Origin of the sequence: Alteromonas sp. H39, from assembly GCF_047556435.1 — a bacterium.
In the GTDB taxonomy this organism is placed as follows: domain Bacteria; phylum Pseudomonadota; class Gammaproteobacteria; order Enterobacterales; family Alteromonadaceae; genus Alteromonas.
The window spans coordinates 677,486-702,986 of sequence record NZ_CP180210.1; the positions used below are offsets into that span (position 1 = coordinate 677,486).

Genomic DNA, 25,501 nt, shown 5'->3' on the forward strand with positions numbered 1-25,501 from the left:
CATAGTCGTTTGTTAGGTGCGTGTAGCTAATGGCGACTACTTTTCATTTGTTTAACGCATTGAGTAGAAATCGCTTCAAAAACATTACCGATATATTGATAGCAATCTCTTTCCTTTTCAGACCAGTCGTCTCCGCCCTTGTAACGAGTTGGAATGATGTCGTTATACATATTAATGATATTTTCAGAGATCTTTTCGGAATCAAATTTAATATTTGGAAAATGAAGTGTTGCTATGACTTCCAACGGCTCCAGTGAGTTAACAGCGCTTTTCATTAGTTCACGCAGCTCTTCAGTTTGTTCTTCTTTTGTATATAACCTCTTAATGAAAGCTCTTGAATTAGTACGGAAATTTAATAAATCCTGATACATTAACTCTAGCTTTTCAATATCAAGAGTTCTCCGCGCAGTCTTTCTTGAAAAGTGGTTGTTGAGAATGACGACAGAAATCGCTACCAGAGAAGAAATAAAGATAGCGAAAAACTTTGCCCTGTCCGAGACATTTTCGAATATCGCAAAAAACCATTCCATGTCAACTACCTCCTGAGCACCTAGACACAATGACTCCCTATGAAAGTGCTAGCCTCCGCATTTTCGTGGGTTAGCTGAAAGCCAGTGCCATAATTAGTTTGCTTAAGACTAAATCATTTGGAGGCTAGCATGAATAAACATAGCATGATTTTTATCGGCTTGGATACGCACAAAAACTTTCATGAGGTGGCGTATTGTGAAGAGTCGCGTGGCGCATCGGCAGTCCATTATGGCCGCATCTCTTCTTCAAAAGTCAGCGTTAAAAAGTTGCTTCGTCAGTTTGAATCGAAATATCCAGGCGCGACACTTCACGTTGTTTATGAAGCTGGGCCTTGTGGCTATTGGATTTACCGGCTCATTACCAGTCTTGGGCATTGTTGTTATGTTGTCGCGCCATCTCTTATTCCGAAGAAGCCCGGTGAACGCGTTAAGACTGACCGTCGCGATGCACTGAAACTGGTGAAATTATTAAAATCTGAAGATCTTACGCCTATTTATGTGCCTGAGCCTGAAGACGAAGCGGTACGGGATTTGTCGCGAGCCCGGGAGGCGGCCATGAAGGATTTAAAAGAAGCGAAATACCAGCTTAAAGCCTTATTGTTGCGTAATAATATTCGTTATGAAGGCACGGCTAATTGGTCGCATAAGCATCTGCGCTGGCTGACTGAACTGATATTGCCCCATCCGGCACAGCAGATTGTTTTGCAGGAACAATTTCAAACTATCGACGAGCGCATACGGCGATTAGAGCGGTTGGATAATGAATTAACACATCATGTTCACCAGTGGCGTTATTACCCGGTGGTGAAAGCTATTCAGGCTATGCGAGGTGTGAGGTTGTTGGTGGCAGTGGGTGTTGTCGCCGAACTAGGAGATTTACACCGCTTCGACCATCCCAGAAAGCTGATGGCCTATTTAGGCCTGGTGCCCAGTGAGCAATCATCTGGCGGTAAACGTCACTTAGGGGCTATCACTAAAGCCGGAAATGGTAGAGCAAGGCGACTTTTGATTGAAGGGGCGCACAGCTACCGCTACCCGGCGAACGTTTCAACAGAATTACAATTGCGACAGGAAGGTTTACCCAAGGAGGTTGTTGATATTGCCTGGAAAGCGCAGCTGCGCTTATGCAAACGCTATCAACGAATGAGCAAAAAAGGGAAACACTACAATTTGATAATTACGGCGATAGCCAGAGAAATGGCAGCGTATATCTGGGCTATTGCCAAAGAAGTGGTGCTTACTGCCGTTAATCCCAAATTGCGGTTAAGTCGGGTACCTGCATGATAAACGAGTTTGAGCTAACGCATTCGGATCAGGCCGCGGAATGTGGCGCAACCTACGAGGGTGTTATGATGGCAATGACCTGACGGTTATTGACCCACGAGCCTAGACTGATGAGAAGGTGCCACGGCGGATTGAGTAAGGTCAGCACTGCTTATTCTTAGAATAAGTAACCTACGAATACCAGCATACCAACCGACGACATTACAGCCTCATCCGGTGCGTTAGCTCACTTTAATTGAGAAAGAACAGAGCTGATTATGGACCGAAATAATGTCAGGGAGGCACTCGGTTATTATTGACAAAGGGAGTCATACCAACACCCAAATATGGGGCGCGGACGCGCAGGCGAAAATAGCGAAGCCGCCTGCGTGTTAGCGTCCCAGTGCGCCCTGGCGCACGCCATAATTTGTTTGTTATATGCCATTGCTAAAATTACGACCAGTAAGCTTTTTAAACAGCCACTGAACTGAATCTTTGCCAGTGATACCGAAAATAATAAACAAAACACCCACCAAAAAGCCTATGACGCTGCCTAGTGCGGATAGATGCTCAGAGAGAAAAATATAGCCATAAGTACACGTAAATACTAGGCCTAAAATAGTCCCTAAAATCCTTGTAAACTTCATAACAAAGTATCCTTTTTCAACTTGGCATATAACACCCGCATAAAGGGCGATAACACATGGGCTAAATTAGGAACGAAGTGACGCAGCCCAGGTGTTAGCGTCCCAGCGAGCTTGCGAGCGATTTAATGCGTTTGTTATACGCAATTTGCCACACCTGTAGCGCATTGCTACAATGTGATGACGAACCATTAGGAGACATATTATGGCAACCGCGAGCGTAAGACTAGACCAAGATCTAGTTGAGAAAGCTACAATTATGGGCAAAGCACTAAACCGAACTATGCCAAAACAGATAGAGCATTGGGCTAAGATAGGTGAAATGATGGAAGATAACCCAGACTTGCCTTACGAATTCGTAAAACAGGCAATTATCTCCAAAGCTGAAAAAGAGGCAGGAAAATTGGAGCCTTACGATTTTGGCTAAGATTACCAGTGTTTTACAGACAGCTAATTTTAAGAGAGCAGTAAAAAAGTTACATCAGAATCAGAAAAAAGACTTGGATAAAGCTGTTAAGGAGCTAATGGCCGATCCTCTTCTAGGCGAGCAGAAAAAAGGCGACCTAGCTTTTCTTCGTGTGTACAAATTCAAGATGGTCAAGCAGTTAACTTTACTTGGTTACAGCTACGAGGATGGCACTGTAATACTTGAATTGATAGCTCTTGGCTCTCATGAAAACTTTTATCGCGATGTTAAAAAGTTATTCTGACCAATTGCGTATAACACCCGCATAACGGGCAAAAATACGTAGGCTATAATACCGAGCGAAGCGAAGGGAGCCTACGTGTTTTTGTCCCAAACGAGCGCAGCGAGTGGTTAATGCGTTAGTTATGTGACCTTGGCTTGCCGTTTAATGTAAAATACCGTTACACCCAAACATAAAAGCCATGCAATAAACTTTAGCAAGCACACAACAGCAAACCAGATAGGCCTGCTTTTAAACGAAACTGTATCAGTTATTCGCAGATTTTGTATTTCTAGATTGATTATTGCGCCCAGTAATTGATGACCTAACCAAATCACTAAAAAAAGAGAAATAAGAAACCAGAGTAGATTTACAGTTCCTAATTTTTCGAGCTTCATCGACTTCCCTTGGGCACATAACACCCGCATAACGGGCAAAAATACGTAGGCTATAATAACGAGCGAAGCGAAGGGAGCCTACGTGTTTTTGTCCCTAGCGAGCGCAGCGAGTGTTAATGCGTTTGTTAGTTGCCATACGCAGTCTTGAGAATAATCGCGACCCCGGCAACGATTGCTGTAGTATAGCTAATAGCTAGGATAGAGTTGATACCCAACAAGGTGAGCCACCATTTATTAATAAATCCCTCCCTTAAACGAACCTCTTTACTCCATAACCGGAAAGAGCTATTCATCAAAATTACAGCCGATATAAGTAGCATGAAAAACACTAGCAATATCCCGAATCCAACGGTTGGTGCGGAGTCGGTAGGGTCAGAAATTCTGTGTGCAAAAGAGTAAAGGTAGACACTCGCTAAAATGGTAATAGCAAGGCCGCTTATTTGTGCTGACTTCATGAGCCTCCTTGGTAACTAGACACAATGACTCCCTATGAAAGTGCTAGCCTCCGCATTTTCGTGGGTTAGCTGAAAGCCAGTGCCATAATTAGTTTGCTTAAGACTAAATCATTTGGAGGCTAGCATGAATAAACATAGCATGATTTTTATCGGCTTGGATACGCACAAAAACTTTCATGAGGTGGTGTAGTGGTCAAGTCATTTTGGCCACACCGTTGTAGCTATTCCAGTACCGCTTCTCCGATTCATTTGGCGTTAAACCACCGTTGTATGAATGCGGTCTCAGTCGGCTGTAATAGCCAAGAATATAATCACCAACCTTTCGTTTGGCTTCGGTAAAACTTCGATAGCCTATTGTTGGAACCCATTCTGTTTTAAGACTTCTAAAGAAGCGTTCCATCGGGCTATTGTCCCAGCAGTTTCCTCTGCGACTCATACTTTGCGTTAAACGATAGCGCCAGATTAACTGACGAAATTTACGACTGGTATAGTGAGTACCTTGGTCGCTATGGAACATTACGTTTTTTGGCTGTCCGCGATACTCAAACGCCATTGTCAGTGCCTGACAGGTCAGGCTGCTATCAGGAGAATAGCTCATCGCCCAGCCTATTGGTCTACGAGCGAACAAGTCCATAACTACTGCCAGGTAAGCCCACCTATTGCCTGTCCAGATAAAGCTCACATCTCCACACCAAACCTGATTCGGCTCGGTTACCACGAACTGCCTGTCCAACAGGTTCGGGATAGCAACATGCTCTTGTGCTGCCTTCCTGTATGCATGTTTAGGAAGCTGGCAGCTAACCAGATTCATAGCTTTCATAAAACGTCCTGCACGATAACGTGTCAGAGTAATATCGTGTGATTCATCGTTTGTGATGATATCAGCAATGGTTCTGGCTCCAGCTGAACTACCGCTCAGACGATAGGCTTCACGGACAAGGCTGCGAAGCTTGATAGCTTCCGGCGATGGGCGCTTGTCACGCTGTCGCCAGTATTTAAACGTGCTGCGATGGACATCCAGTACCGCGCACAAGTGGTTAATTGAATAACGACGTTTATTGCTCTGACTCAGTCTCTCGATTAACGCGAGTGTTTCATGGAGTCCGACATCAACAGAGCTGAAGCCTTTTTTAAAATTTCCTTTTCTAACTCAAGACGTTCAACCTGCTTTTTCAATTCACGGATTTCGCGCTGCTCTTCGGTCATGGGTGTCGCCTGTGGTGCTTTACCTTGACGTTCTTCACGCAATTGGCGCACCCACTTACCAATCGTGGAATAACCGACACCCATCGCGTCGGCCGCTTCTTTATGGGAGTAACCTTGGTCAACCACCAACTGTGCGGTTTCGAATCTGAATTCTGGACTGAAATTAGGGCCTTTCTTCTTAGCCATCTTGTCACCTAATGTTGTTATGCTGCTATCATAGCAGCTCTAATTAGGTGGCCAAACTCACTATGCCACTACATGGCGTATTGTGAAGAGTCGCGTGGCGCATCGGCAGTCCATTATGGCCGCATCTCTTCTTCAAAAGTCAGCGTTAAAAAGTTGCTTCGTCAGTTTGAATCGAAATATCCAGGCGCGACACTTCACGTTGTTTATGAAGCTGGGCCTTGTGGCTATTGGATTTACCGGCTCATTACCAGTCTTGGGCATTGTTGTTATGTTGTCGCGCCATCTCTTATTCCGAAGAAGCCCGGTGAACGCGTTAAGACTGACCGTCGCGATGCACTGAAACTGGTGAAATTATTAAAATCTGAAGATCTTACGCCTATTTATGTGCCTGAGCCTGAAGACGAAGCGGTACGGGATTTGTCGCGAGCCCGGGAGGCGGCCATGAAGGATTTAAAAGAAGCGAAATACCAGCTTAAAGCCTTATTGTTGCGTAATAATATTCGTTATGAAGGCACGGCTAATTGGTCGCATAAGCATCTGCGCTGGCTGACTGAACTGATATTGCCCCATCCGGCACAGCAGATTGTTTTGCAGGAACAATTTCAAACTATCGACGAGCGCATACGGCGATTAGAGCGGTTGGATAATGAATTAACACATCATGTTCACCAGTGGCGTTATTACCCGGTGGTGAAAGCTATTCAGGCTATGCGAGGTGTGAGGTTGTTGGTGGCAGTGGGTGTTGTCGCCGAACTAGGAGATTTACACCGCTTCGACCATCCCAGAAAGCTGATGGCCTATTTAGGCCTGGTGCCCAGTGAGCAATCATCTGGCGGTAAACGTCACTTAGGGGCTATCACTAAAGCCGGAAATGGTAGAGCAAGGCGACTTTTGATTGAAGGGGCGCACAGCTACCGCTACCCGGCGAACGTTTCAACAGAATTACAATTGCGACAGGAAGGTTTACCCAAGGAGGTTGTTGATATTGCCTGGAAAGCGCAGCTGCGCTTATGCAAACGCTATCAACGAATGAGCAAAAAAGGGAAACACTACAATTTGATAATTACGGCGATAGCCAGAGAAATGGCAGCGTATATCTGGGCTATTGCCAAAGAAGTGGTGCTTACTGCCGTTAATCCCAAATTGCGGTTAAGTCGGGTACCTGCATGATAAACGAGTTTGAGCTAACGCATTCGGATCAGGCCGCGGAATGTGGCGCAACCTACGAGGGTGTTATGATGGCAATGACCTGACGGTTATTGACCCACGAGCCTAGACTGATGAGAAGGTGCCACGGCGGATTGAGTAAGGTCAGCACTGCTTATTCTTAGAATAAGTAACCTACGAATACCAGCATACCAACCGACGACATTACAGCCTCATCCGGTGCGTTAGCTCACTTTAATTGAGAAAGAACAGAGCTGATTATGGACCGAAATAATGTCAGGGAGGCACTCGGTTATTATTGACAAAGGGAGTCATACCAACACCCAAATAAGGGGCAATAATGCGCAGGCTATACTGCGAACGAAGTGAGTTGAGCCTGCGTATTATTGTCCCAGTGCGCCTTGGCGCACGCCTTAATTTGATTGTTATACGCAAACCAAAAGCAGATTGCCAGCATGGTTAAAGAACTTGGGATAAAAGAACAGCGAAGCTGAACGAAATTATGGTGCGCGAACCTTGTTTGACCCGGAAGACACCGCTGCTTTTTGCTGAGAGTTGCCGAAAGACGTTGAGAAAAGCTAGGCGCAGAAGCAATTAAAATAATTGAAAAAGGGTTGGCGCATAACACCCACATAAGGGGCAGTAATACGTGGGCTAAAATTTGGAGCGAAGCGACAGAGCCCACGTGTTACTGTCCCAGCGAGCCTGCGAGCGGCTTAATGTGATTGTTAGCTGCCAACCTGTGTGATGTGCAGTAACTCACCCGACGGCCCCCATAAGTAAAAAACTTTACCCCAAGATTCTTGGGATACTGAAGTGATTTTTTGCTTAAGTTTGGATTCGGAGCATACCCGAAAAGCTTCATCGATGTCAGATACACAAATTTGTAGCATAAAGTTGCTGGCTAGCGATTCATCATAAAAACGTTGAAGGAAGAAAAGGCAATCGCCATTTTGAAATAATGTGAGGTCGTCACTTACATATTCAGAATCGAAACCAATTTCTGAATAGAATGACTTAGAAATTTCATAATCCTTGCTTGGAATAAAAGCCTTTATATCCGTTACGTCCATTGTAGGTTCCATTTGGCTGCTAACACCCCAATTAGGGGCACAAATACGTAGGCTAAAATCCTGAGCGAAGCGATGGGAGCCTACGTGTTTGTGTCCCAGCGAACGCAGTGAGCGACTATATTGGATTGTTATGTTCCACTGTTCAAGAATTGCTCATAGCATTCTGTACAAAGCCAGTTATCGTTTTCAAGATTATGATAACCAACTCCGTGCTCCTCATTTTCTGAGCTAAATAATTTCCACCAACAGATCTGACAGTGGTCATGGTCCCAAGTGGGAGAGTCGGAAGACCATTGCTCCTTGACCCAAGTCTTAGTTTTAGCCCATTCAATAGGTTCGTCTACGTCGGAACGCTTCCATTCATCTCCGTGAATTAACACTACTGAACCTTTCATATTCCTCCTGGAACATAACACCCAAATAAGGGGCAATAATGCGCAGGCTATACTGCGAACGAAGTGAGTTAAGCCTGCGTGTTATTGTCCCAGTGCGCCTTGGCGCACGACTTAATTTGATTGTTATACGCAAACCGAAAGCATTTTGCCAGCATGGTTAAAGAGCTTGGAATAAGAGGACAGCGTAGTTGAGCGAAGTTATGGTGCGCGAACCTTGTTTGACCGTGACAATACCGCTGCTTTTTGCTGAGAAGCGCCGAAAGGTGTTGAGAAAAGCCTGTCGCTGAAAGCAATCAAATTATTGAAAAAGGGTTGGCGCATAACTTTTACTTAAAGGGCAAAAACACTGTGCTAAGCTCTTTGCGGCACAGTGTTTTTGTCCCAGCGCGCCCCGCGCGCGTTTTAAAGTTTTTGTTAGGTGCTTTCTGAAGCATTAGATACATCCAAAAAGGAAACTGCATTAGCTTGCTCAAACTTATGGCTTTTTAAAAATGAGATAAGTTTTTTTAACTCTGCGTATTGCATTAATTTGTAATGGACATCCCTATTTCGTATATCTTCGTCATCAAAAAAGTGATGAAGATTAGCCAATACTCCTTTAAGAGGGTTTAATGCTTCCTGATCAAATGTCAAGAAAACCGTTTCTGCTGATTTAATATCAATCGTATCGTTTTCAATGCTTTCTAAAAGCCCAATAAGCCTATTTAATTCCGCAGAGTCCATAATGGCACCTAACTTCCAAATATGGGGCGCAGACATGTGTGCAAAAATGGCGAAGCCGCGCACATGTTTGCGTCCCAGCGAGCGACAGCGAGTGCCATAATTTGTTTGTTATGTGCGTTTAAAAACAACAGCATATTAATTGCGCAAATAGGTAACAAACTTAAGCGTCTGCTTGGCTGCATAAAAGACCATTATTGCTAAAACTACCAGAGAGAGAAAGAAAATAAACGATGTTGGAAAATGATTAAGGATTCTTGCTTTTCGGCTAACAAATTCAATGGAGCTTCCATCTTGCCACATTTCGGAAACTAACTTGGTTAACCAGCCCGTACCAATAGTAACTAGCCACAATGCCAACGCTGCCAAAAAAGCAATTTCCGTATCACCGTTTTCTTTCTGCATGTTACTCCAAGCATATAACAACTTACTAGACCCCAAAACGGTGCAAATTCACGGCCCACTTTGGGGTATTTAATTTCTTTGTATATTCGAGATTACTCCATAACCTTCTCAAATAAAACACGAAACCCAAAATGGTGTTTTTGTCCTTTCGTTTAAATACGACAAAACGGCGGTATGTACAAAATGGTGTACTTCACGCACGCCCGTCGTCATTTCCCCGCTTTAGGTCAGTATTTTTAAATGCATATAGCCGGTAGGCTGTTTTTTATTTATACGACGCACATGAAATCTACTTTCCTGAATTCGCTTTACGAGTTTATGCTTATCAAGCGTTATGCAAAGCGCACTATTGAGACCTACTTAAGCTGGATCGCAGACTACATTCGCTTTCATCAGTATGCACACCCGGAAAAACTTGATGAAACTCATGTTGAGGCGTATCTCACGTATCTTGCTGTAAAGCGAAAAGTGGCAGCGTCCACGCAGGCAACAGCGCTGAATGCGCTGATATTTCTTTATGGTAAGTATCTTGAGAAGCCATTGCCAGATGACATGAACTTTCTGAACAGCGGTCGCGAAAGAAAACTTCCGGTTGTGCTTACTCAACAGGAAGTCAAAGCATTACTTAACCGAATAGCGCCTCAACACTATCTGGCTGCCGCCATGCTTTACGGCAGCGGCCTCAGACTAATGGAATGTGTCAGGTTGCGTGTGGGAGATATTGATTTTGACTACAAGTGCGTCCGGATCTGGTTTGGCAAAGGAGGCAAGCACCGCGTCGCGACACTGTCCGAGTCTCTTGTCCCGCTTCTGCAGTCGCATATTTCGCGGGCGGAAGAGCTGCTAGCGCGCGATCTGCGCGTTCCGGAGTTTGCAGGTGCCTGGTTGCCTCAGGGGTTAATGAAAAAGTACAAAACCCGTAATAAGCAAATTGAGTGGCAGTATCTGTTTCCCTCCAACAAGCTGAGTATCGACCCGGAAAGTAAGCGTCTGAGGCGACATCATATCGACGAGAAGCAAGTGCAGCGTGCGGTAAGAACGGCAGCAAGTGATGCAGGCATTATAAAGCACGTTACCCCACATACGCTGCGTCATTCCTTCGCCACGCACTTACTACAGTCAGGCGCAGATATACGCACTGTGCAAGACCAGTTAGGCCATGCTGACGTCAGAACCACACAGATATATACCCACATATTGCAGCAAGGTGCGCATGGGGTAGTGAGTCCTTTGTCTAATCTTATATTATAGTTTGCGGGGGTAAGTCGCGACCCGACGTCAAACTCGCTTCTTTGATTACTCAGTCACCACAAACGGCAAATTAATCGTTGAAGCATTGATTTCCGATATCCACATATATTTGCCCGGCGACAGGTCGACCGTGACATAGCCATGATTACCCGCTCTCATATGCTCCAGTCCGCCGAGAAAAGTCACAGGTGCGGGGGCGCGCAGGCCGCCCACGTTGGTCCAGTCCATCCAGTGATAAACGTCGTCTACGTTAGTGGTGTCCTCTAATCTGGCTAAGTTAAGGTCATATGGCATAAAGCCAGCCGGGTCTTCTTCAATATTGATACGAAACGTACGCTTCCCCGCACTGACGCTGAAAGGGCCTGTCACGCCCGAATTTGTGACGGTGAGCGTATGATCTGCTGCGGGGGAGGACGTTCTTGCGTCGGCTTCGTATACATCGATTTGTTGCAGCATTCCCATAAGCGTATGCCACTTTCCGTCCGGTGATTTCACGTAACATTCCACAAGGTAGGTGCCCGGCTTATCGATAAGAAATGTCGATTGGGTGCTTAGCCCTGGAGAAAGCAACCCGGCGCCACCTACCCAGGTCATCTGTAATCCCCATTCGGGAACATGTTCCTGAAAAAACGGGCCGATATCGGCTTTGGTCAGCTCACCGCTGCGCAGACCCTGCATGAGTGGCTCAAAAACAGGTGCCACATGCTCCAGTTGATCCTCAATAGTTTTCCCTTCTACCAAACGATACATGGCGACAAAATGTGCCTGACCGCCCATATTGGTAAATGAGAATGTTGTCCATCCTGTAGGCAAGGTTTCAGGAGCTTCTATGGCATATTCGGTAGTGACGATTTCAACTGTATTAGGTGTTGACGAATTTGCCACAGCCGTTGGCAACATGAGTGCGCTTATCGTGCTAAGCGCGATAGTAAAAGTAGAAGTAAAGGACAATCTGGCGAACATGCGCATCTCCTGGCTGTCGTTTAATATTTGAACAACACTTAAGCCTAGACAATACCGGTAAGTTAGCAACTTACCGTTGCAGACAACAAAAAAGGGCCCGCAGGCCCTTTTGTCATTTCAACCGAACAGCACTTACACGCGCTCGAAGATGGTCGCAATACCCTGACCAAGACCAATACACATGGTCGCCAGGCCAACGCTCTTGTCGTTGTCTTCCATCAAATTAAGCAGCGTGGTGCTGATACGTGCGCCTGAACAACCCAGCGGGTGACCCAGTGCAATCGCACCGCCGTTCAGGTTCACTTTCTCATCGTAACTGTCCAGCCAACCCAGTTGCTTAATACAAGACAGCGCTTGTGCCGCAAAGGCTTCGTTGAACTCGGCAAGCTCGATGTCGTCCATAGTCATGCCAGCACGTTTAAGCGCTTTCTGGGTTGCAGGCACCGGGCCCTGACCCATAATCGCCGCATCACAGCCAGCCACACCCATCGCACGAATGCGCGCACGTGGCTTCAGGCCAAGTGCTTTGGCTTTGTCTGCCGACATCAGCAGCATGGCGGATGCACCATCAGAAATAGCAGATGATGTACCTGCGGTTACCGTACCATTAACCGGATCGAATACCGGGCGCAGTGCCGCCATGGTTTCTACCGTGCTTTCCGGACGGATCACTTCATCAGCATCAATCATCTTCAGCACGCCATTGGCGTCGTGACCTTCCACCGGCACAATTTCGTTGTTCCAGCGTCCTTCCAGGTGCGCTTTGTGCGCGCGCTGGTGCGAACGTGCACCAAACGCATCCTGCATTTCACGGCTGATGCCGTTTTGACGGCCCAGCAGTTCTGCAGTCATACCCATGTTGCCAGACGCTTTCGCGGTGTATTTGGCCAGGGCGGGGTGGAAGTCTACATTGAACGTCATTGGCACGTGACCCATGTGCTCAACACCACCAATCATAAACACATCACCGTTGCCGGTCATGATGCCTTTGGCGGCATCGTGCAGCGCCTGCATCGATGAACCACACAGGCGGTTTACTGTCACGGCACTGGTGCTGCGTGGAATGTCGGTCAGCAGCTGTGCGTTACGGGCAATGTTGAAGCCCTGTTCTTTGGTTTGCTGTACGCAGCCCCAGATAATGTCTTCAATCTCTGAAGGATCCAGGTTCGGGTTGCGCTCAAGCAACGCGTTCATCAGGTGCGCTGACAGGGATTCAGCTCGCACGTTTCTAAATACGCCACCCTTGGAGCGCCCCATTGGGGTACGAATGCAATCGATTACTACGACGTCTTTCATGTTCTGTCTCCTATGGGTTTATGCGAAGTAAGATTTACCGTCGGCGGCCATTTGGCGCACACCGTCTGTAACCTGGTAAATCGGACCTAAGTGAGCGTACTTGTCAGCCATTTCAACGAAGTTCGCTAACCCAATTGTTTCAATCCAGCGGAAGATACCACCACGGAACGGCGGGAAGCCAAGCCCGTACAGCAGCGCCATATCGGCTTCTGATGCACTGTCCACAATGCCTTCTTCCAGGCAGCGAATAGCTTCGTTCGCCATGGGCACCATCAAGCGCGCGATGATTTCTTCTTTATCAAATTCGCGGCTGTCAGCAACGTGCTCTTTCATCAGGCCGTATGCTTCTTCTGATGCGGTTTTCATTGGGCGACCGCGCTTGTCTGTGCCGTAGTCGTAGAAACCTTTGCCGTTTTTCTGACCTAAACGTTTGGCGTTAAACTGGATGGTGACCGGGTCGTTACCAATCTTCTGCATACGCTCAGGAATGCCGTCAGCCATTACGCCAGAGGCGTGATCGGCGGTATCCATGCCCACAACGTCAAGCAGGTAGGCCGGGCCCATCGGCCAGCCAAAATCTTTTTCCATTACTTTGTCGACTTTCACGAAGTCAGCACCGTCCAGTACCAGCTTGCTGAAGCCTGCAAAATAAGGGAACAGTACACGGTTAACCAAGAAACCCGGACAGTCGTTTACCACAATCGGCGTTTTACCCATCTTCAGTGTGGCAGCCACCACAGCGTTAATGGTGTCTTCTGAGGTTTTCTCACCACGGATAATTTCAACCAGCGGCATGCGGTGCACCGGATTAAAGAAGTGCATACCACAGAAGCGCTCTGGCTTATCCAGGCTCTCTGCCAGTTGGTTGATAGAGATAGTGGAGGTGTTCGAGCAGATGATCGCATCATCGGCTACCACTGATTCGGTCTCTTTCAACACGCTGGCTTTAATTTTCGGGTTCTCTACCACGGCTTCGATAACCAGATCGGCATCTTTCATGGTGGAGTATTCAAGCGTTGGCGTGATGGCGTTCAGCGTGGTTGCCATTTTGGTGGCGTCTACCTTGCCGCGCTGCATGCCTTTGCCCAGAATTTTCGCGGCTTCTTTCAAGCCTAAATCCAGTGCATCGCGGTTGATGTCTTTCATCACTACCGGCTGGCCTTTCGAGGCTGCCTGATAGGCAATACCGCCACCCATGATGCCGGCACCCAGTACTGCAGTCAGGTTGATCTCTTTCGAAGACGATTTCGCCAGCTTCTTGCCTTTGCCTTTCACGTGTTGGTCGGCCAGGAAAATACCAATCTGCGCTTGCGCGGCATCGGTTTTCGCCAGCTTCACAAAGCCTTCGTTTTCCAGCTTCAGCGCGCCGTCACGGTCAAGGCCAGAGGCATTTTTCACCGTTTCAACCATCATGTGTGGGGCAGGGTAATGTTTGCCAGCCTTCGCGGCGACCATGGCTTGTGCGGTAGAGAAGCTCATCATGGCTTCGTTTTTATTAAGCGCTAATGGGGCTTTTTTCGCAGTGCGACGTTTTTCCCAGTCAATTTTGCCGTCAGCAGCGTCTTTCAGCATAGAAAGCGCAGCGTCTTTTAGCGCATCTGGCGCTACTACGGCATCAACCGCACCTTCATCCAGCGCTTGCTGACCTTTGCGATCTTTACCCGTGGTCATCCACTCAAGAGCGTTATCTGAACCAATCAGGCGCGGCAGACGGACGGTGCCGCCAAAGCCGGGCATCAGGCCCAGTTTTACTTCTGGCAGGCCAATTGAGGCTGACGTATCTGCAACACGCAGGTCACACGCCAGCGCCATTTCACAGCCGCCACCAAGGGCAAAACCGTTTACCGCGGCAATGGTGGGGAAGGGCAGATCTTCAAAGCGGTCGAATACCTGAGAGGTTTTGCCAACCCACTCTAATACTTCATCATCCGACTTGCTGAACAGGTCTGTGAATTCGGTAATGTCAGCGCCAACGATAAACGCAGATTTACCACTGCGTACCAGTACGCCTTTCACATCATCGCGACCTTTTAAAGCCTGAGTGGCTTCATCCAGTTCGCTGACGGTCTGGCGGTCAAACTTATTCACTGAACCTGCGGCGTCAAACACCAGCTCAGCAAAACCGTCGTCAAGCATGCTGACGGACAGACTCTTGCCTTCGTATATCATTATCATCTCCTTTGGCATTGGCCAGGATGCCAGTACAGGGCCGTCCCTTTGTGGGTACAAGGTGGAAAGTACGACTAATAACGTCGAAAAAGCTTCCAGGGATCGAATTGTACTGACGCGTTAGGGTGGCTAGATTCTTGACAAAGCCACGCAAAATTTCAATGAAAAATTCAAACAACTGTTTCAATTTGTGCAAAACATGGCGTCGCATGTCATTTTTTCAAGCGTAAACACGACAAATGACATGCAATTGTATCAATAAAGAAAGCGCTGTTAGTGTTCATTCACTTAAACTAAAAAACACATTACAGCCTTAGCACCAACACGCACTGTCGCGGTAATCTGTCAAAGCCGCTCTGGCAATGGCATTGCGGCAGAACACGCCCAGATGGTGGCTTAAACGGAACATTACAAAGGCAGCATGCTACCAATGTACACATAGACTTCTGCAAACCATCGCTTGTATAATGGCCGCAGTTGAAGGTGATCGCCAGTCCTAACAACAATAACAAACTAACTGACAAAGTGCGTAAGTGCAGTCGAGGCCAGGAAGCGCTGAGTGCGATGCACAGATTCCACCTTTCTTTACGGGCCGTAGTGTTCCGTTTAAGTGTTAAGTCGGTATGAATGTCGCGTGCAATCATAATGAATTTGTTCTTGCAGGTAGGGTGACACGATGGACGTTTTCTCGTCGACAATAAGAAAGGCCAGGTGTTTCAGCGTTGCGCTGACGACGGTCATGTTGCTGTGCGTATTGCCGGCGAGGGCAAACTCCTTATTGCCCCACGACGGAAAAGACGCCCAGCGTGAGGCATTCGAAGCCCTTGAAAAAGCCATACAGCTTACTCCCCGAAATAAACTGCACTCTCTTTCCAGTGAATTTGATGCCCTTCAGGGGTATCCGCTTTATCCTTACCTTGTACGGCAAAAATTATTACGTGACTTGTCCATTCGTAATCGCGAAGAGGTAGAACGTTTCCTGTTCGATTACGACAACCAGCCGTTTGTATACAGCCTGCGCCGAAAATGGCTGGCATACCTCGCGGATAAAGGCCATAAGGATGCTTTCATGGCCAGCTATCGTGACAATATGGGGGCAGCAATTACCTGTCAGTACCTCGGCTATCAGGTGCAGATGGCAAGCAATCCGGCTTACTGGCTGGCGAAAGTCGATGACATCTGGTTGTCTGGAGAGTCGCAACCCAATGAGTGTGACGATATTTTTGCACTTTGGCGTAAGCACGGCATGATGACTGACGAGAAAGTGCTGGGGCGAATTGAAAAAGCCGCCATGGGTGGCAACATTCGGTTAGTGCCGTATCTGCAAAAGCGGTTATCCGATGATACGTACTATCTGGCAGAGCTCTGGGAGCAGGCACGCCGCTCGCCCCGTATCGCGTTAAAAGCCTCACGCTTTCCGTTAAAAAACAAAGATGACGAAGCGCGCGTTTTAGCCTGGTCGCTGGAGAAGCTGGCGTGGCAGCGAGTGGATGACGCCGTAAAAGGCTATTACCTATGGCAGCCAAAGAAAATCTTCAGCGCAGCGCAAATGCGGGACATCACGCGTGCCATCGCTCTGAGTATGGCAATAGACAATCATCCTGACGCCCGCGAGTGGCTGATCAAAGCCGATGTGTCCGGTGCGGATGAAGACGTCAAGCGCTGGCATGTGGCATATCTGCTTCGCCAGCAGCAATGGCAACAGGTATTGGCGGTAATAGGTAGCGCCAGCGACAAGCGGCAGGAAGAAGATAACTTCCTGTACTGGCGTGGCCGCAGCTTTGATGCGCTGGGCATGCCCGAGCAAGCTTCAATGGCTTACGAAGAGCTCGCTGGCGAGCGCCATTTTTATGGTTTTCTGGCCAGCGCCAAGCTGGCTAAGAAGCCGTCTCTGATGCATCGCCCTGCGCCGCGCGATCCTGCGGTTATTGAACAGATCCGTAATCTGCCGTCAGCCAGACGGGCCTATGAGTTTTTGCAGCTCGGGCGTCTGATTGATGCCCGCCGCGAGTGGCGTCATTTATTGTTCTCGCTCAATAGTACACAGGTGAAAGATGCGGCTATTCTTGCCAGCGAATGGGGTTGGTACGATCAGGCCATAATCAGCTTCGCCCGCAGTGGCTACTGGGACGACGTTGAACGCCGCTTCCCGCTTGCCTACGCGCCCGAGTTTTCATCGGTGGGGAAAACCTACAATGTGCCGCAGGCATTTGCGATGGCGATTGCGCGCCGCGAAAGCTCGTTTATGTCAGATGCAGTATCTCCGGCAGGTGCTACCGGGTTGATGCAGTTAATGCCAGGCACCGCGCAGTATATTTCCGAGCAACGGGTAAATCGCCAGACCCTGTTTGAACCAGATAAAAACCTCCATTTTGGGGTGCAGTACTTGCGCTATCTGATGGATAAACTGGACGATAATCCGGTGCTGGTTTCCGCGTCTTACAATGCGGGCTGGAAACGGGTGCTGGAGTGGCTACCGGAAAAGCAATCGCTGCCTACCGATATCTGGATTGAAAATATCCCTTATCGCGAAACGCGACATTATGTAAAAGCGGTTCTGGCCTACCGGTATATCTACGAACAGCAGCTTGGCGAGCCGTCGGAATTGTTCAATGAGCTGGCAACCCGCCCCATTCCGGCAGCAACGTCAATAGTCGAGAGCCAGTCCACCGGACAGCTTCAACTGGCCCCTCAGTAAGCGCCATAGCGGGGCAGGAAGACGGGGCTTTAGCAATCATCCGTTGTTGTCATAAGCCCCCGCTTTCTGTTGGTGCATTTACTAAGGGTCATCAACGCCCTTTCGCAGTCACCGCAGCATCATCTCATCCTTATCCCATAAAATTGAGAGTATCTGGCCTGAGTCAAAGCGGTCATCTTTGGTCAGCCTGATTGAACTATCTCAGCCACTGTCGGCCTGACTTTCCAGACAAAATGCTCATCCTCGTCACGCACCATAACGTCTGTGTAAGAGTCATGGTAAACTATTGGCCATTGAAGCGCAGCTAGCGGGCTAACCCCGGTTTTACAGGTTATTCCGCTTCAACTTGCTGCAAGCGGTTAGCAAAGATAAGAACAGGGTGTTCACCGCTTAACATTAATTATCAGATAACAGCAATGAGGTTTTATGACTGACCACAAGGCAACGTATCAGGCACACATTGAAGAGCTGCAAGCCCGCACCCGCGAAGCATTGCAACGAGAGGGATTAGATGGGCTGGTGATCCATTCCGGGCAGGGTAAACGCCTGTTTCTGGATGATAACCATTATCCATTTAAAGTGAATCCGCAATTCAAAGCCTGGGTGCCGGTGGTTGATAACCCGAATTGCTGGCTGGTGGTAAATGGTGTAGATAAACCCAAACTGATTTTTTATCGTCCGGTAGATTTCTGGCATAAAGTGCCGCCAGAACCGAACGACTTCTGGACGGACAGCTTCGATATCATTTTGCTTAAGCAGGCTGACGCGGTAGAAAAGCATCTGCCATATGACAAAACCCGCCTGGCTTATATCGGTGAATATATCGAAGTGGCCCGTGCGCTGGGTTTTGAGAACGTCAATCCAGATCGTGTATTGCATTATCTGCATTACCAGCGTGCGTATAAAACCGATTACGAACTCGACTGCATGCGTGAAGCGAATAAGCTGGCAGTGGCAGGCCATAATGCGGCTGCAGAGGCATTTCGTCAGGGCGGCAGCGAGTTTGACATAAACCTGGCTTACGCCAAGGCGTCGCGGCAGGGCGACAACGATGTGCCCTATACCAGTATTGTTGCGTTAAATGAGCATGCGTCGATTTTGCACTACATGCAGTGCGATACGGAAGCACCTGCTCAAAACCGTTCATTCCTGATTGACGCCGGTGCCAATTACCATGGCTACGCTGCAGATATTACCCGCACCTACGCGATGGAAGACAACCACTTTGCGGACCTTATTAAAGCTGTCGATAAGGTAACGGTGACCTTAGGTGATGCGCTTAAGCCGGGTGTGGCATATACCGATATTCATCTGCTGGCGCATGATGGCATTGCTCAGATCCTGCATGATACTGGTATGGTTAATCTGGCTGCGCCTGACATTGTCGAACAGGGCCTTACGCGTACCTTCTTCCCGCACGGTATTGGCCATTTCCTCGGTCTGCAGGTACACGATGTTGGTGGCCTGGTGAATGATGATCGCGGCACACCTAAGCCATCACCTGATGAGCATCCGTTCCTTCGCTGTACCCGCGTTGTCGAGCCACGTCAGGTGTTCACTATTGAACCGGGATTATACTTTATCGATAGTTTGCTGGCTGACCTGAAAGCAACGCCAGCCTCAAAATATATTAACTGGGATACGATTGAACAATATCGTCCATTCGGCGGTATTCGTATTGAAGACAACATCATTGTTCATCGTGATCGCAACGAAAACATGACCCGGGATTTAGGTCTTAAGTAAAGTCTAAACACACAGGAGCGCAGGGATGCCAGACGCCGGAATCATCTCGTTACTCGTCGTGTCGCTGATTGCCGGGCTTGCTATGCCCGCCGGCGCGCTGCTGGCGTTCGGGCGGGGAATACAGCCAAAATGGCGGGAAAAAGAGCTTCGTCACGGTGTCCTGGCTTTGGGAGCCGGTGCACTCGTATCGGCAGTCGCGTTAGTGCTTGTGCCCGAGGGGATCAAAGACGTGTCGGTATTGGCGGCTTGTCTTTGTTTTGTGGGCGGGGCGCTTGCCTTCATGGCACTGGACATCTATCTGGCAAAAAACAAAACCCCGGCCAGTCAGCTTGCAGCGATGCTCAGCGACTTTATCCCCGAATCACTGGCGCTGGGCACCACTGCCGCGTTAGGAGGCAGCACCCTATTGCTTGGCCTGCTGATTACGGTACAAAACTTTCCTGAAGGTTTTAATGCCTATCGGGAAATGCGTGCAAAAGATCGGGATAACCGGAAAAAAATTGTCTTGCTGTTCTGTGTTATGGCGCTGCTAGGCCCCATCATGAGCGCGATAGGCTATTTCTGGCTGGCTGATTATCCGGTAGTCATCAGCGGCATTATGCTATTCGCTGCGGGCGGCATTTTGTATTCCGTGCTGCAGGACATTGCCCCACAAATTCGAATGGAAAATCACTGGTTGCCGCCGTTGGGAGGTATATTAGGTTTTCTTATCGGCATGATTGGCTACATGCTGGAAGGATAAAGGCTATCAAAACAGGATGACATGATTATCACAAGGGGGCCGGTTTCATGTCTACGGCGCCCAGAATGATGTAAACAAGTCCTTCGCAGAGCCGCTGCTGCACAGTTTCTGATGTGTCTTTTTTATCGAACGCCGTGTTAATTTGCTCAATGCAGGTTTCCAAATCCGGAGGCGGTGACATGATCAGTGTCATGTCCCAACCGTCAAATTTGCTCGACTCAATGGGCAAATCCTGCAACAGGGTAAAGTCGTAGTGGCGGTGGTCCAACTGAATCTTCTTCAATAAGGGGGTAAGGACGACATCTTCCCCTTCAAGTACCTGATAAAAATAACGATTAATAGCTATCAATGCGCCCTGAATACCAACGGTAGAATTGGTGGCTTTGGCCTGAATGCTTAATTGTCTTATTTCGGTACCACCAACATGTTCAGCGATATGACTGCGGTAAATAATGCGTTTTAACATGGAGACTTCACGTGTTGTCGTTTTGTCTTTTACGTGGTGGCAAATAATCGGATCGTATTATTGGTACAAACGGCGCGTCGCTACATCAGATTACCAATTCGACCACGCTGCTGCAGAAGGTGAAGAATGATTTGTCTCATCCTGTGGCATTTCCCCTGACAGGTTCTCAGGTGAAAGCGTGTCAGGCGCTCGCTCGCAAAGAGACATCAATTCAGCCCGATTCAGTGCATGCAGTAAATGAAAAGTTGTAGCGCCACTCGCGCCACGATGTATGGACAACAGCGTCAGCTACTACACCTCACAAGTGGGAAACGAGGCGGCCAGACATCCCGGGGAACGGCATGCTGATTTCAACATGCCGGCAGTAAAAGAGTGAAGCTGTTAGGAGATAAAGATATTAGTTACTTCGTTCCACTGACATATTGGCCAGCGCAATCAGGGCAGATTTGTAGTCAGAATCAGGCAATGCTGAAAGGCTGTCAATTGCCATTTGCACCTCTTCGTTCGCACGCTTCAGGGTATAATCGATAGCCCCGGTGCTTGCCATAATCTTCTGGATACGCGACAAATGCGGTAATCCGTTATTGTTTTCAATGGCATCACGAATCAACGCGTTATCATCGTTATTTTCTGCATGCCACATGGCGTAAAGCAGCGGTAGAGTAGGCTTACCTTCCGCTAAGTCATCACCGGCGTTCTTGCCCATTTCATCGCTGTCAGCAGTGTAATCCATAATATCGTCGGCTAACTGAAAGGCGGTACCAAGATGCTTGCCGTAATCCTGCATTGCTTGTTCAATGTGCTGGGGTTGATCGGTAAGCACCGCAGCAAGCTGAGTAGCGGCTTCAAACAAGCGTGCAGTTTTGCCGTATATCACATCGAAGTATCGCGCTTCGGTGGTATCCGGGTCATTACAGTTCATTAACTGCAGCACTTCACCTTCGGCAATCTGATTTGTTGCTTCCGACAGAATTTCCATTACCCGCATACGCTCAAGACTTACCATCATCTGAAAAGAACGCGTATAAAGAAAATCACCAACCAAAACAGATGCCTGATTACCGAAAATGGCATTGGCTGTTTCGCGGCCACGACGAAGCGTAGACTCATCTACCACATCGTCATGCAATAACGTGGCGGTGTGGATGAATTCGATAATAGCGGCCAGTGTGTGATGTTGCTGGTTTTTAATTCCCATCGCACGTGCAGACAACACGGTAAGAAGCGGACGCAATCGCTTTCCGCCACTATTCACGATGTAAAACCCTAACTGGTTAATCAGCGCGACATCCGAGTCGACTTGCTGTTGAATCAACGCATTCACCGCCTTCATATCGTCTTCGGCGAGCGAACGAATTTGATCTAAATCCATAGGCATTGGGCTGTCTTTGTTTGTAATCGCTTATTTTGGGCAGATTGTACCTGAAAGCCCGAGACTATCCACCTTGTCGGCCTGAAAAAAGCACAGCTGAGCGTAATTTTATGTCAACGTGTTGTTTAGCGAAGACAATGGATGCAGCAAACTGACATGCTTGTGGTCATGAAATTGAGCTTGTAAACTACGTCAAAGTGAAGGGGTGTCAGGCGGCGATCCTACTGCGATCCTGACTATTATTGCCTGATCCAGAGGCTTGTAACCGTCAAAGTTCTGCACTAAAACCTAATTTTGAACAGTGCTTTAGGGGACAGTCCGGCTTGGTGTACTGGTCGGAAACGGTGGTTTTCAGCCTCCTCGTTAAAGAAATGCAGCAATGCGTGAAAAATAATCTATTTTTGCGTTTTTCGGGGTTGTTATCTCGGGATGTTTCACGTACAATTCGCGCCCTGTTTTTTGAATTGAAGCGTCAAGTGACGCAGAGCGGAGTTTTATATGTACGCGGTTTTCCAAAGTGGCGGTAAACAACACCGTGTGGCCGAAGGCCAAACCGTTCGTCTAGAAAAAATCGAAGTCGCACCAGGCGAGTCGGTTGAATTTGACAATGTATTAATGGTTAGCAACGGTGACGATGTTAAAATCGGCACTCCTCTTGTTGCTGGTGGTAAAGTGACTGCTGAAGTGATTACACACGGTCGTGGCGAGAAAATAAAAATCGTCAAGTTCCGTCGTCGTAAGCACTCACGTTCACAAATGGGTCATCGTCAGTGGTTCACTGAAGTGAAGATCACTGGTATCAACGCATAATAGGAGCACGAACACATGGCACATAAAAAAGCTGGTGGTAGTACCAAAAACGGTCGCGATTCCGAAAGTAAACGCCTCGGTGTTAAGCGCTTCGGTGGTGAATCAGTTCTTGCGGGTAACATCATTGTTCGTCAACGTGGCACACGTTTCCACGCAGGCGACAACATGGGTATCGGCAAAGACCACACCCTGTTTGCACTGAAAGACGGCAAGGTTCAGTTCGACGTTAAAGGTCCGAAGAACCGTAAGTTCGTGAGCATCGTAGCTGAGTAAGCGCAGAGCTCTCGCCGAACAGGCTTTGAAAAACCCCGCGCTTGCGGGGTTTTTTGTTTCTGGTAAAGAGAATCATGAGGGTATTGCGCAACTGCAAGGCATTACGTTTTGCGATGAACGCACCGCGTGCAACAAATACGCCTGACACGGGAAATGCTGGTAAGGAAAACCGAGCCGCGTCAGAGATGTCAGCAAGCGCGCATGAAAATATACAGTGATGTTCCTGGCTGTTTCTCAAGTAGCCATCCGTAAACACATCATCATCATCGGGAAAGTTTCATGCTGTATTCTGATGAATGGTGTAAAATAATAGTCCGTACGTATTCCTATTGCTGAAAGTCTGGCGTTCACATTTGTGAGCTGGCGTGAAACAGATAGCGGCTATAGGAATAGGTATTGAATCATACCGCCCTGATGCGGTAGTAAACCCACAGTCTTAACGACTCGGAGCGATAAATGAAATTTGTAGATGAAGCTGAAATTCGTGTTGAAGCTGGTGACGGCGGCAACGGCGTGATTGGCTTTAGACGTGAAAAATATGTACCGAAAGGGGGCCCGGACGGCGGCGATGGAGGCGACGGCGGCAGCGTGTATCTGCAAGCCGACGAGAACCTGAATACCCTGATCGATTACCGCTTCGAACGTTTCCACCGTGCCCAGCGTGGCCAGAATGGCCAGGGCAGTGACTGCACGGGACGTGGTGGAGAAGACTTGACGTTAAGCGTCCCTGTGGGTACCCGCGCGACCGACGCTGAGACCGGCGAAGTACTTGGAGATCTCACTACCCACGGCCAAAAAATGAAAGTGGCGCAGGGCGGCTATCACGGCTTAGGTAATGCAAGATTTAAAAGCAGTACCAACCGCGCACCGCGGATTAAAACCAATGGTACACCGGGCGAGATCCGTAATTTAAAACTGGAACTGATGTTACTTGCAGACGTCGGCTTGTTGGGTATGCCTAATGCCGGTAAATCCACGTTTATCCGTTCTGTTTCTGCTGCAAAGCCTAAAGTAGCGGATTATCCTTTTACTACGTTAGTTCCTAATCTTGGGGTCGTCCGTCAGGATGCGCAGCGTAGCTTCGTGATTGCTGACATTCCAGGTCTGATAGAAGGTGCCGCAGAAGGTGCAGGACTGGGCATTCAGTTCTTAAAGCATCTTGAACGCTGTCGGGTGCTGTTACACATTGTCGACTTACTGCCAATGGATGAAAGCGACCCTGCTGAAAACGCACAGGCCATTATCAATGAGCTGGAAAAATATAGCCCCAAACTGGCCGCTAAGCCTCGTTGGTTGATTTTTAACAAAGTGGATCTGCTACTTGAAGAAGAAGTAGAAGAGCGTGCTCAGCGTGTGATTGAAGCACTTGGATGGGAAGGCCCTGTGTATCAGATTTCGGCATTCCAGAAAATGAACCTGGATCCGTTATGTCACGACATCATGAATTTCATCGAGACCCTTCCGGCTGAGAGCACCGAGGAAGACGAAAAGTCCACGGAATTCCAATGGGATACCTATCATCGCAATACCGTTGACTCTGTTGACGACGATGACGATGATGATGACTGGGATGAAGACGATTACGACGTCGAAGTAGAATATCGCAAGTAAGGACGGCCATGAAAATTGCAATGATTGCAGCAATGGCAAAAGGACGGGTGATTGGCGCTGACAACGGTATGCCCTGGCACCTGCCGGCTGATTTAAAGCACTTTAAACAGACCACGTTAGGCAAGCCGGTCATCATGGGCCGGAAAACCTATGAGTCAATCGGACGTGCGTTGCCCGGAAGAACCAACATTGTGGTATCTTCACAAACCGATTACGCGCTGGATGATGCCATTGTGGTGGCTAGCCCGGAAGAGGCGCTGAGTGTAGCTACGACGTCGCCGGATGCCGCCGATGAAGTGATGGTGATTGGAGGGGGGAAAATATATGACGCTTTTCTGCCGTCTTCACAAACACTTTACCTGACCTTCATCGAGCTGGAGGTAGAGGGCGACACCTGTTTTCCGGATTATGAGGCGCAGGCGTCCTGGAAGGAGGCTGAGCGACAGGAAAATCAGCCCGATGATCGCAATCCGCATGCCTATACGTTTGTAACGCTAGAGCGTGATCTCTAAGATTGATAAGACGCTCTCGCCGGTTGTTAAGAATAAACTAGAGCAAGTAAGTTAAGGAGTAACAGATGCAAAGGATTATGGTAATTGCTGCAGTAGTGACGTTAATCAGTGGCTGTTCAGCATCGACGTATCATTTGACTCAGACCACCGTAGAGCATGCCGCAGAGCAGCAGCGCATCGATCAAAGCTTGTCGACGATGCATGACCCTATGCTCAATGTGCCTGCTCCGCATGAACCACGTAGTATCCATATGCCCAAACGCAACCGCACCGGAAAGGACTATTTGTTGATGGGACTGTTTCAGGCAGGCATTGAACTGATGATTGAGGGCGCGCCTGAGCACTAAGCCAGTTCGTACAATAGTAAGCTGAAAGGATGCGGTCCCGGACCTGATATAAGCGGTTCTGTGACGCGTAGCCAGCGTGGCTGATGCTGCCTCTGCCAAAGCCTACAGTCAACGCCC

25 protein-coding genes are annotated in these 25,501 nt (G+C 48.3%); 13 read left to right on the forward strand and 12 right to left on the reverse strand.

Annotation, left to right across the window (positions count from 1 at the left end):
• Nucleotides 1–26: 26 nt before the first annotated feature.
• Nucleotides 27–530, reverse strand: coding sequence for a hypothetical protein (locus tag ACLBLI_RS02860; protein ID WP_414829666.1), 504 nt, complete (start codon nt 528–530; stop codon nt 27–29).
• A gap of 129 nt (nt 531–659) precedes the next feature.
• On the opposite strand from ACLBLI_RS02860, the gene ACLBLI_RS02865 reads away from it, so the two are divergent.
• A complete protein-coding gene (locus ACLBLI_RS02865) occupies nt 660–1,814 on the forward strand; it encodes an IS110 family transposase (protein ID WP_414829667.1) in 1,155 nt (384 codons plus the stop codon).
• A gap of 413 nt (nt 1,815–2,227) precedes the next feature.
• Here ACLBLI_RS02865 and ACLBLI_RS02870 read toward each other — a convergent pair whose 3' ends face one another.
• The gene (locus ACLBLI_RS02870; RefSeq protein WP_414829668.1) at nt 2,228–2,440 is read right to left on the reverse strand and encodes a hypothetical protein; all 213 of its coding nucleotides are present in this window, start codon (nt 2,438–2,440) and stop codon (nt 2,228–2,230) included.
• 202 nt (nt 2,441–2,642) lie between these two features.
• Between ACLBLI_RS02870 and ACLBLI_RS02875 the strand changes: the two genes are divergently transcribed.
• Together ACLBLI_RS02875 and ACLBLI_RS02880 are read left to right on the forward strand one after the other, a co-directional pair.
• On the forward strand, nt 2,643–2,864 hold the full coding sequence (locus tag ACLBLI_RS02875; RefSeq protein WP_012518669.1) for a TA system antitoxin ParD family protein: 222 nt from the start codon (nt 2,643–2,645) through the stop codon (nt 2,862–2,864).
• Nucleotides 2,857–3,147: a type II toxin-antitoxin system RelE/ParE family toxin gene (locus ACLBLI_RS02880; RefSeq protein ID WP_018983976.1), complete on the forward strand. Its 291-nt coding sequence runs from the start codon at nt 2,857–2,859 to the stop codon at nt 3,145–3,147. Before ACLBLI_RS02875 ends, ACLBLI_RS02880 begins: the two co-directional genes overlap by 8 nt.
• Before the next feature lie 499 nt (nt 3,148–3,646).
• Here ACLBLI_RS02880 and ACLBLI_RS02885 read toward each other — a convergent pair whose 3' ends face one another.
• Together ACLBLI_RS02885 and ACLBLI_RS02890 are read right to left on the reverse strand one after the other, a co-directional pair.
• Nucleotides 3,647–3,976, reverse strand: coding sequence for a hypothetical protein (locus tag ACLBLI_RS02885; protein WP_414829669.1), 330 nt, complete (start codon nt 3,974–3,976; stop codon nt 3,647–3,649).
• Nucleotides 3,977–4,169: 193 nt separating this feature from the next.
• Nucleotides 4,170–5,368, reverse strand: a protein-coding gene (locus ACLBLI_RS02890; RefSeq protein WP_414829670.1) for an IS3 family transposase whose coding sequence is annotated in 2 segments (ribosomal slippage) — nt 4,170–5,098 and nt 5,098–5,368 — 1,200 coding nt in all. Because the reading frame shifts where the segments join, the coding sequence is not laid out codon by codon here.
• 72 nt (nt 5,369–5,440) lie between these two features.
• On the opposite strand from ACLBLI_RS02890, the gene ACLBLI_RS02895 reads away from it, so the two are divergent.
• Nucleotides 5,441–6,538, forward strand: coding sequence for an IS110 family transposase (locus ACLBLI_RS02895; RefSeq protein WP_414829671.1), 1,098 nt, complete (start codon nt 5,441–5,443; stop codon nt 6,536–6,538).
• Nucleotides 6,539–7,263: 725 nt separating this feature from the next.
• Here ACLBLI_RS02895 and ACLBLI_RS02900 read toward each other — a convergent pair.
• The 3 genes from ACLBLI_RS02900 to ACLBLI_RS02910 form a co-directional block, all read right to left on the reverse strand.
• Nucleotides 7,264–7,608, reverse strand: a complete 345-nt coding sequence (locus ACLBLI_RS02900) for a lactoylglutathione lyase (RefSeq protein ID WP_414829672.1) — start codon at nt 7,606–7,608, stop codon at nt 7,264–7,266.
• An 809-nt stretch (nt 7,609–8,417) separates the two neighbouring features.
• Entirely contained in the window at nt 8,418–8,726 is a 309-nt protein-coding gene (locus tag ACLBLI_RS02905; protein ID WP_414829673.1) for a hypothetical protein, read from the reverse strand.
• Between the two features lie 135 nt (nt 8,727–8,861).
• Nucleotides 8,862–9,128 (reverse strand): hypothetical protein, encoded by a 267-nt coding sequence (locus tag ACLBLI_RS02910; RefSeq protein WP_414829674.1) that lies wholly within the window; start codon nt 9,126–9,128, stop codon nt 8,862–8,864.
• Nucleotides 9,129–9,410: 282 nt separating this feature from the next.
• Here ACLBLI_RS02910 and ACLBLI_RS02915 point away from each other — a divergent pair, with 282 nt between their 5' ends.
• Nucleotides 9,411–10,379, forward strand: a complete 969-nt coding sequence (locus ACLBLI_RS02915; protein ID WP_414829675.1) for an integron integrase — start codon at nt 9,411–9,413, stop codon at nt 10,377–10,379.
• 45 nt (nt 10,380–10,424) lie between these two features.
• Here ACLBLI_RS02915 and ACLBLI_RS02920 read toward each other — a convergent pair whose 3' ends face one another.
• The 3 genes from ACLBLI_RS02920 to fadB form a co-directional block, all read right to left on the reverse strand.
• Nucleotides 10,425–11,342, reverse strand: coding sequence for a hypothetical protein (locus ACLBLI_RS02920; protein ID WP_414829676.1), 918 nt, complete (start codon nt 11,340–11,342; stop codon nt 10,425–10,427).
• A gap of 132 nt (nt 11,343–11,474) precedes the next feature.
• Complete coding sequence (gene fadA / locus ACLBLI_RS02925; protein ID WP_414829677.1) at nt 11,475–12,638, reverse strand: acetyl-CoA C-acyltransferase FadA; 1,164 nt, start codon at nt 12,636–12,638, stop codon at nt 11,475–11,477.
• 18 nt (nt 12,639–12,656) lie between these two features.
• Complete coding sequence (fadB, locus tag ACLBLI_RS02930; RefSeq protein ID WP_414829678.1) at nt 12,657–14,807, reverse strand: fatty acid oxidation complex subunit alpha FadB; 2,151 nt, start codon at nt 14,805–14,807, stop codon at nt 12,657–12,659.
• Nucleotides 14,808–15,483: 676 nt separating this feature from the next.
• On the opposite strand from fadB, the gene ACLBLI_RS02935 reads away from it, so the two are divergent.
• The 3 genes from ACLBLI_RS02935 (at nt 15,484) to ACLBLI_RS02945 (ending at nt 19,993) form a co-directional block, all read left to right on the forward strand.
• On the forward strand, nt 15,484–17,505 hold the full coding sequence (locus ACLBLI_RS02935; RefSeq protein WP_414829679.1) for a transglycosylase SLT domain-containing protein: 2,022 nt from the start codon (nt 15,484–15,486) through the stop codon (nt 17,503–17,505).
• Between the two features lie 426 nt (nt 17,506–17,931).
• Nucleotides 17,932–19,251 carry a Xaa-Pro dipeptidase gene (gene pepQ, locus ACLBLI_RS02940; protein ID WP_414829680.1) on the forward strand — a complete coding sequence of 440 codons (1,320 nt, stop codon included), beginning with the start codon at nt 17,932–17,934 and terminating at the stop codon, nt 19,249–19,251.
• 25 nt (nt 19,252–19,276) lie between these two features.
• Complete coding sequence (locus tag ACLBLI_RS02945) at nt 19,277–19,993, forward strand: ZIP family metal transporter (protein WP_414829681.1); 717 nt, start codon at nt 19,277–19,279, stop codon at nt 19,991–19,993.
• Nucleotides 19,994–20,021: 28 nt separating this feature from the next.
• On the opposite strand, the gene ACLBLI_RS02950 is transcribed toward ACLBLI_RS02945, so the two are convergent.
• On the reverse strand, nt 20,022–20,459 hold the full coding sequence (locus ACLBLI_RS02950) for a BLUF domain-containing protein (RefSeq protein ID WP_414829682.1): 438 nt from the start codon (nt 20,457–20,459) through the stop codon (nt 20,022–20,024).
• 397 nt (nt 20,460–20,856) lie between these two features.
• Entirely contained in the window at nt 20,857–21,831 is a 975-nt protein-coding gene (gene ispB / locus ACLBLI_RS02955; RefSeq protein WP_414830888.1) for an octaprenyl diphosphate synthase, read from the reverse strand.
• Between the two features lie 498 nt (nt 21,832–22,329).
• Between ispB and rplU the strand changes: the two genes are divergently transcribed.
• From rplU to ACLBLI_RS02980, 5 genes are all read left to right on the forward strand, one after another.
• Complete coding sequence (gene rplU / locus ACLBLI_RS02960; RefSeq protein WP_218311598.1) at nt 22,330–22,641, forward strand: 50S ribosomal protein L21; 312 nt, start codon at nt 22,330–22,332, stop codon at nt 22,639–22,641.
• Between the two features lie 15 nt (nt 22,642–22,656).
• Nucleotides 22,657–22,914, forward strand: a complete 258-nt coding sequence (gene rpmA / locus ACLBLI_RS02965; protein WP_012517170.1) for a 50S ribosomal protein L27 — start codon at nt 22,657–22,659, stop codon at nt 22,912–22,914.
• A gap of 456 nt (nt 22,915–23,370) precedes the next feature.
• Nucleotides 23,371–24,525 carry an Obg family GTPase CgtA gene (gene cgtA, locus ACLBLI_RS02970; protein ID WP_414829683.1) on the forward strand — a complete coding sequence of 385 codons (1,155 nt, stop codon included), beginning with the start codon at nt 23,371–23,373 and terminating at the stop codon, nt 24,523–24,525.
• An 8-nt stretch (nt 24,526–24,533) separates the two neighbouring features.
• A complete protein-coding gene (gene folA, locus ACLBLI_RS02975; RefSeq protein WP_414829684.1) occupies nt 24,534–25,037 on the forward strand; it encodes a type 3 dihydrofolate reductase in 504 nt (167 codons plus the stop codon).
• 65 nt (nt 25,038–25,102) lie between these two features.
• A complete protein-coding gene (locus tag ACLBLI_RS02980; protein ID WP_414829685.1) occupies nt 25,103–25,384 on the forward strand; it encodes a hypothetical protein in 282 nt (93 codons plus the stop codon).
• The last annotated feature ends 117 nt before the right edge of the window (nt 25,385–25,501 follow it).

Excerpts from the sequence above, each read along its gene's own strand:
- ACLBLI_RS02895 (WP_414829671.1), top strand. The coding sequence starts at position 5,441 with ATGGCGTATTGTGAAGAGTCGCGTGGCGCATCGGCAGTCCATTATGGC.
- fadA (WP_414829677.1), bottom strand. The coding sequence starts at position 12,638 with ATGAAAGACGTCGTAGTAATCGATTGCATTCGTACCCCAATGGGGCGC.
- rpmA (WP_012517170.1), top strand. The coding sequence starts at position 22,657 with ATGGCACATAAAAAAGCTGGTGGTAGTACCAAAAACGGTCGCGATTCC.
- ACLBLI_RS02980 (WP_414829685.1), top strand. The coding sequence starts at position 25,103 with ATGCAAAGGATTATGGTAATTGCTGCAGTAGTGACGTTAATCAGTGGC.
- ACLBLI_RS02945 (WP_414829681.1), top strand. The coding sequence starts at position 19,277 with ATGCCAGACGCCGGAATCATCTCGTTACTCGTCGTGTCGCTGATTGCC.
- ACLBLI_RS02900 (WP_414829672.1), bottom strand. The coding sequence starts at position 7,608 with ATGGACGTAACGGATATAAAGGCTTTTATTCCAAGCAAGGATTATGAA.
- ACLBLI_RS02875 (WP_012518669.1), top strand. The coding sequence starts at position 2,643 with ATGGCAACCGCGAGCGTAAGACTAGACCAAGATCTAGTTGAGAAAGCT.
- folA (WP_414829684.1), top strand. The coding sequence starts at position 24,534 with ATGAAAATTGCAATGATTGCAGCAATGGCAAAAGGACGGGTGATTGGC.
- ACLBLI_RS02885 (WP_414829669.1), bottom strand. The coding sequence starts at position 3,976 with ATGAAGTCAGCACAAATAAGCGGCCTTGCTATTACCATTTTAGCGAGT.
- ACLBLI_RS02935 (WP_414829679.1), top strand. The coding sequence starts at position 15,484 with ATGGACGTTTTCTCGTCGACAATAAGAAAGGCCAGGTGTTTCAGCGTT.
- cgtA (WP_414829683.1), top strand. The coding sequence starts at position 23,371 with ATGAAATTTGTAGATGAAGCTGAAATTCGTGTTGAAGCTGGTGACGGC.
- fadB (WP_414829678.1), bottom strand. The coding sequence starts at position 14,807 with ATGATATACGAAGGCAAGAGTCTGTCCGTCAGCATGCTTGACGACGGT.
- ACLBLI_RS02865 (WP_414829667.1), top strand. The coding sequence starts at position 660 with ATGAATAAACATAGCATGATTTTTATCGGCTTGGATACGCACAAAAAC.
- ispB (WP_414830888.1), bottom strand. The coding sequence starts at position 21,831 with ATGGATTTAGATCAAATTCGTTCGCTCGCCGAAGACGATATGAAGGCG.
- ACLBLI_RS02950 (WP_414829682.1), bottom strand. The coding sequence starts at position 20,459 with ATGTTAAAACGCATTATTTACCGCAGTCATATCGCTGAACATGTTGGT.
- ACLBLI_RS02915 (WP_414829675.1), top strand. The coding sequence starts at position 9,411 with ATGAAATCTACTTTCCTGAATTCGCTTTACGAGTTTATGCTTATCAAG.
- ACLBLI_RS02920 (WP_414829676.1), bottom strand. The coding sequence starts at position 11,342 with ATGTTCGCCAGATTGTCCTTTACTTCTACTTTTACTATCGCGCTTAGC.
- ACLBLI_RS02905 (WP_414829673.1), bottom strand. The coding sequence starts at position 8,726 with ATGGACTCTGCGGAATTAAATAGGCTTATTGGGCTTTTAGAAAGCATT.
- pepQ (WP_414829680.1), top strand. The coding sequence starts at position 17,932 with ATGACTGACCACAAGGCAACGTATCAGGCACACATTGAAGAGCTGCAA.
- rplU (WP_218311598.1), top strand. The coding sequence starts at position 22,330 with ATGTACGCGGTTTTCCAAAGTGGCGGTAAACAACACCGTGTGGCCGAA.
- ACLBLI_RS02910 (WP_414829674.1), bottom strand. The coding sequence starts at position 9,128 with ATGCAGAAAGAAAACGGTGATACGGAAATTGCTTTTTTGGCAGCGTTG.
- ACLBLI_RS02860 (WP_414829666.1), bottom strand. The coding sequence starts at position 530 with ATGGAATGGTTTTTTGCGATATTCGAAAATGTCTCGGACAGGGCAAAG.
- ACLBLI_RS02870 (WP_414829668.1), bottom strand. The coding sequence starts at position 2,440 with ATGAAGTTTACAAGGATTTTAGGGACTATTTTAGGCCTAGTATTTACG.